5 protein-coding genes and 2 pseudogenes are annotated in these 4,164 nt (G+C 64.2%); 3 read left to right on the top strand and 4 right to left on the bottom strand.

The features are described from left to right. Positions 1–566, top strand: a 566-nt coding sequence (locus ACIA8E_RS39545) for a hypothetical protein (RefSeq protein ID WP_399306408.1), incomplete at its 5' end; no start/stop codon positions are given. 60 nt (positions 567–626) lie between these two features. Here the strand turns inward: ACIA8E_RS39545 and ACIA8E_RS39540 are convergent. Beyond that, entirely contained in the window at positions 627–1,187 is a 561-nt protein-coding gene (locus ACIA8E_RS39540) for a hypothetical protein (protein WP_399306405.1), read from the bottom strand. A 357-nt stretch (positions 1,188–1,544) separates the two neighbouring features. Here ACIA8E_RS39540 and ACIA8E_RS39535 point away from each other — a divergent pair, with 357 nt between their 5' ends. Then, a complete protein-coding gene (locus ACIA8E_RS39535) occupies positions 1,545–1,802 on the top strand; it encodes a hypothetical protein (protein ID WP_399306402.1) in 258 nt (85 codons plus the stop codon). Between the two features lie 215 nt (positions 1,803–2,017). Continuing rightward, the gene (locus ACIA8E_RS39530) at positions 2,018–2,335 is read left to right on the top strand and encodes an IS3 family transposase (protein ID WP_399306399.1); all 318 of its coding nucleotides are present in this window, start codon (positions 2,018–2,020) and stop codon (positions 2,333–2,335) included. Positions 2,336–2,365: 30 nt separating this feature from the next. Here the strand turns inward: ACIA8E_RS39530 and ACIA8E_RS39525 are convergent, their stop codons facing one another. The 3 genes and pseudogenes from ACIA8E_RS39525 to ACIA8E_RS39515 form a co-directional block, all read right to left on the bottom strand. After that, positions 2,366–3,286 carry a reverse transcriptase domain-containing protein gene (locus tag ACIA8E_RS39525; protein ID WP_399306396.1) on the bottom strand — a complete coding sequence of 307 codons (921 nt, stop codon included), beginning with the start codon at positions 3,284–3,286 and terminating at the stop codon, positions 2,366–2,368. A 446-nt stretch (positions 3,287–3,732) separates the two neighbouring features. After that, positions 3,733–3,984 (bottom strand): annotated as a pseudogene (locus ACIA8E_RS39520) (transposase); the annotation flags it as partial. Between the two features lie 96 nt (positions 3,985–4,080). Continuing rightward, positions 4,081–4,164 (bottom strand): annotated as a pseudogene (locus tag ACIA8E_RS39515) (IS5/IS1182 family transposase); the annotation flags it as partial.

The following is a 4,164-nucleotide window of genomic DNA, read 5'->3' as shown; positions in this document are numbered from 1 at the left end:
TGCCGGCACCGGCACCGGCACTGGCGAAGAAGAAAGCTTCGCCGACGCCCCCCGTGCCGCACATCTCTGCGATGCTTCCCGCCGAAACAGTGGAGAAGGAGCTGCCCGCCACGGGCACGCCCGTCGACCTCACGGATTTCGAAGAGGGCAGCCTGGAGCATTACTCCACGAACCGCCCGGCATCACCGGACGGCTGGGACCATCGGAAGCCGGTGGCGGCCCTTCCCTCCTGGTCGACGACAGTCGTCAAGGCGACTTATGTGCTGCATCATGGCGACTCGCTCGGCTCGAACCGCATGCACATCAGGATGCGTCACGACGGCAACCTTGTCATCACTGACGAGAACGAAGCCGTGCGCTGGTCCTCACACACCCAGGGCAAGGGCAATCATGCCGTCTTCCACCCCGACGGGCGTCTGGTTGTCCTTGACAAGGACAACCAGACAGTCTGGTCCTCGGGCGTCGGCGGCAGTGCCGGCGCCAAACTGATCATTCACAGGAGCGGCGACGTGACTGTTACCTCCGCTTCGGGTTCCGTTCTCTGGTCGGCGGGCACGAGTCACTGACCGGTTTATCTGGTATGCCCCCTCGTCGCGGTTGGCGAGGGGGCATACACCTCAATGACGTTACTCCTGCAAAGCCGCGGCCAGGTCCTCGCTACGTACGAGGGTGTAGAAGACCGAGTTCCCCTGCCTTGAACGCTCGGCCATGGATTTGGCGACCATGCTCTCCAAGGTGTTCCGCACCACGACATTGCTCACCCGGCGGTCCGCCTCCACCCTCTTCAGCATGTCGCTGACTTCGCTGACCGAAACAGGTCCGCTGCGTTCCAACAGATGCTGCCGCACCAGTTCAATGAGTGTCGGCCCCTTGCCACGCCGAAGGCGCTTGGTGCGCTTGTCCGCGTCAGGAGCAGGCGTTGCGGCGTCTTCGCGCTGCAAGGGCATAGCCACCGATGCGTAGTCCGCATCATCGGTGGCCCCACTCGTGGCCTTCGTCGCGGCGCCGCCGAGTTGCGGCAGGCTGTGCCTCAGCCGGACGAGCAGAGCTCGGTCCGCGTCGAGTTTGTTCAGTCGCGTCGTCAGCTCACCGATCTCCGTGTCGACGCGGGCTAGATCGGCATCGATCCGACGGGCGTATGCGTCGGTCAGCTCGGCCGAAGTCTTGCCGTCTGCCTGTACGGGCATTGATCTTCTCCCCAAGAGGAAGGTGAATTAAGTGCTGTATGGCTGATCATGCCTGCCCTGAGCTTGTATTGCTAAGCCGTGATGACAAGGTTCTCGGCCAACTTGGCTGGACACCCCCTTTGATTGGGCATGTTGGGCCATCCCCCCAGGGGAGGAGGTGACGCATATCACATGTGACAAACGGTGCGCTCTCACGCTGTTGCCCTTTTGGGAAGTCCGACAAAGTTCCTGTACGCCGCAGATGAGACACTTGTGGAAAGTTTCGAGCTGGTGATATGAACCGGATTCCGTAGCGGCCTTGAAGCCAGGCATGTTGCCGCGGCAGATGGGCCGACGAGCTCCGCGAGCGAGCCGTCCGTGAAGTACAGACCTCTGGTCGCCCACCTGGCGCCCGGGACCTCGCGGCTCAACCGCGGAGGCAACCGGACAATCAACAACGCCCTCCATGTGATCGCGGTCACGCAGGTCTGTGGCAGCGGGGAGGGAACCACGTACTACACCAAACAGATCGCGGCCGGGGAGACCGTCAAAGAGGCTCTCCGCCTGCTCAAACGCCGTGTCTCAGGCCGAGTCTTCCGCGCTCTGTTCGCCGAGGAGTCCGACCGGCTCCAGTGAGACCAACCCGCGGCTGAGCCCGTCGAGTTGGTTGCTTAACATAGGAACATCAAGGAGCTCGACCAGCCCCGCACGAGGCCGACGCGGTGATCGGTCACCTCCGCGGCGACTTCGGGGTCGAGTCCGTTGCCGGGAACTGGACCTATCGGTCTCGGCGTACAACGCACGACTCAGACGCCCGAAGTCTGCCCGCCGCCGGCGCGATGAACAGCTCCTTGAGCACATCCGCCAGATCCGCGGCATCCGGCGAGACCTACGGAACCCGCCGAGTCCACCACCAGCCGCGGCGTGAGGGCGTGCATGCGGCCCGCTGCACCATCGAGCAACTGATGCGCGAGGACGGCCTGGAAGGCGTCATCCGCGGACAGCGCCGTCGCACCACCATCCCCGAACCAACCGCCCCACGACCACCAGACCTGGTCAACCGACACTTCAGAGCCCACCAGCTGTGGCTCGCCAACCTCACCTACATCCGCACCTGGTCCGGCTGGGTCCAATGCATTCCTCAAGCTGCGGGCATACAGGGGCATTGAGTGCTGAGTCAGGGGGTGGGTGTGCCAGCGTTACTGAGGGCCCGGGCTGCTGTGGGTCTGGACGAGGAGAAGGCGATCGACAGGCTGGCGGGCGCTCGGAAGGCACCGGCTGATTTGGTGATGCGGGCACGCATCGTGAATACACAAGGCGGGTCTTCTGGGTATGCAACTCCAGACCTCCGCACTCGGCCAGCCGCCCGGCGATGGCCTCACGCACCTGATGCGCCTGAACCTCTTTGGGGCAGTGGACCAGCACGTCGTCGCAGTACCGCTCGAACCGGACACCGGAGGTACTCCCGGGCCATGCACATCGGACGCGTAGTGCATGAACAGGTTGGACAACACGGGCGAAACCGCCGAGCCCTGCGGGCTGCCGCGGTCCCGGGCCTGCAGGCTGCCGTCCGGCCGCTGGAGCGGGGCTTTGAGCCACCGTTCCACATACAGCAGGACCCACCGCTGGTCGGTGTGGTGCCCGACCGCCTTGAGGACAAGATCATGATCGAGGTTGACGAAGAAGCCCCGGATGTCCAGATCGATCACCCGGTCCGTCTTCCAGCACCTTTCACGGCATGCCGCGACCGCGTCCAGCGCACTGCGGCGGGGCCGATAGCCACAGGAGTCCGGCTGGAACACATGTTCCACCAGTGGCTCCAGCACCATCGCCACCACCGTTTGCGCGATTCTGTCCGCGACCGTGGGCACGCCGAGGACCCTGACCCCGCGCCCTCCCGGCTTGTCGATCTCCACCATCTTGACCGGCGGCGGGAAGTAGCAGCCCGACGACATGCGATCCCCCAGCTTGTAGGGGTTGCCCTTCAGGCCAGCCTCGAACTGCTCGATCGACTCGCCGTTGACACCCACGGTGCCCTTGTTGGCCTTGACCCTCAAGTACGCCTCGAACAGCAGGTGTTTCGAGATCTCAAACGACTTCGATCCGCTCGTCTGGTTCATCCCGGGCACTCCGGTTGGCCACCAAGCAGACCCATCCGTCCCCTTCGCTCCATCCGCATTACCGGACTTCACCGCTACTACGAGACGGTCCACCCCCGTGCCCCGCATCGGTACTCGGCCCCTCGCGGTTTTGTCCGCTTGCGGTTCTCCCTCTCGCCGCTATCCCCCTGGGCCGGCGGCAGTATCGGGGCGACAAGTTCCCACGTTCCGCACGAGAGCCCGGCGCAGGCTCGCGCCGCCTCCATGCCGGACGCCATCTGGGCAGTCAACAGGCTCCCCCCAGACTTGTCCCGGAGCCCAGATCATGTCCCGGTTTCGACGCCATTGAAGAAAGTTACGACACGTCATCAGCGGTTCGCTCACGCTCGCCTTCCTGACCCATGCCTGACGCCATCACTGCCGCGCCTTTTCCCGCAGCGCTCACCACGAACGGCACTGGCCGTGTCCTACATGGTGGGGTTGAGAAGTCGTTTGTAGCAGCAGAGGGCGGATGCGAGTCCGAGAAAGGCCAGGTAGTTGCCCGGTTCTCGTTCGTATTGGTGGTTGAGTCGGCGGTAGCCGGTCAGCCAGGACTTGGTCCGCTCGATGACCCATCGTCGGCGTCCTATCCGCCCGCCGGCCTGGAGCCCTTGCGGGCGACACGGACGCCGAATGTGCTTGCCCCATAGCCATCGCCGCAGGTGAGGGGTGTCGTATGCCTAATAGGCGCCGTGGGTTGACCGTTAGGTTAAGGCTTGTCCCGTAAATGATCTTTGACTGGGTGTGGCGTGGTCGGTGGCGGTCCGGCTGCTCGCCTATCCGGCGAGGTTGAGGTTGTGCAGGCGGGCGATGCCGAGCATGGCGTGGTGGACGCCATCGCCTTTGAGGCGGCAGTCGCG

It is taken from the genome of Streptomyces sp. NPDC051664 (assembly GCF_044453545.1).
In the GTDB taxonomy this organism is placed as follows: Bacteria; Actinomycetota; Actinomycetes; order Streptomycetales; family Streptomycetaceae; genus Streptomyces.
Note: the sequence above shows the minus strand (reverse complement) of the source record. Positions and strands in the feature narration are given on the sequence as shown.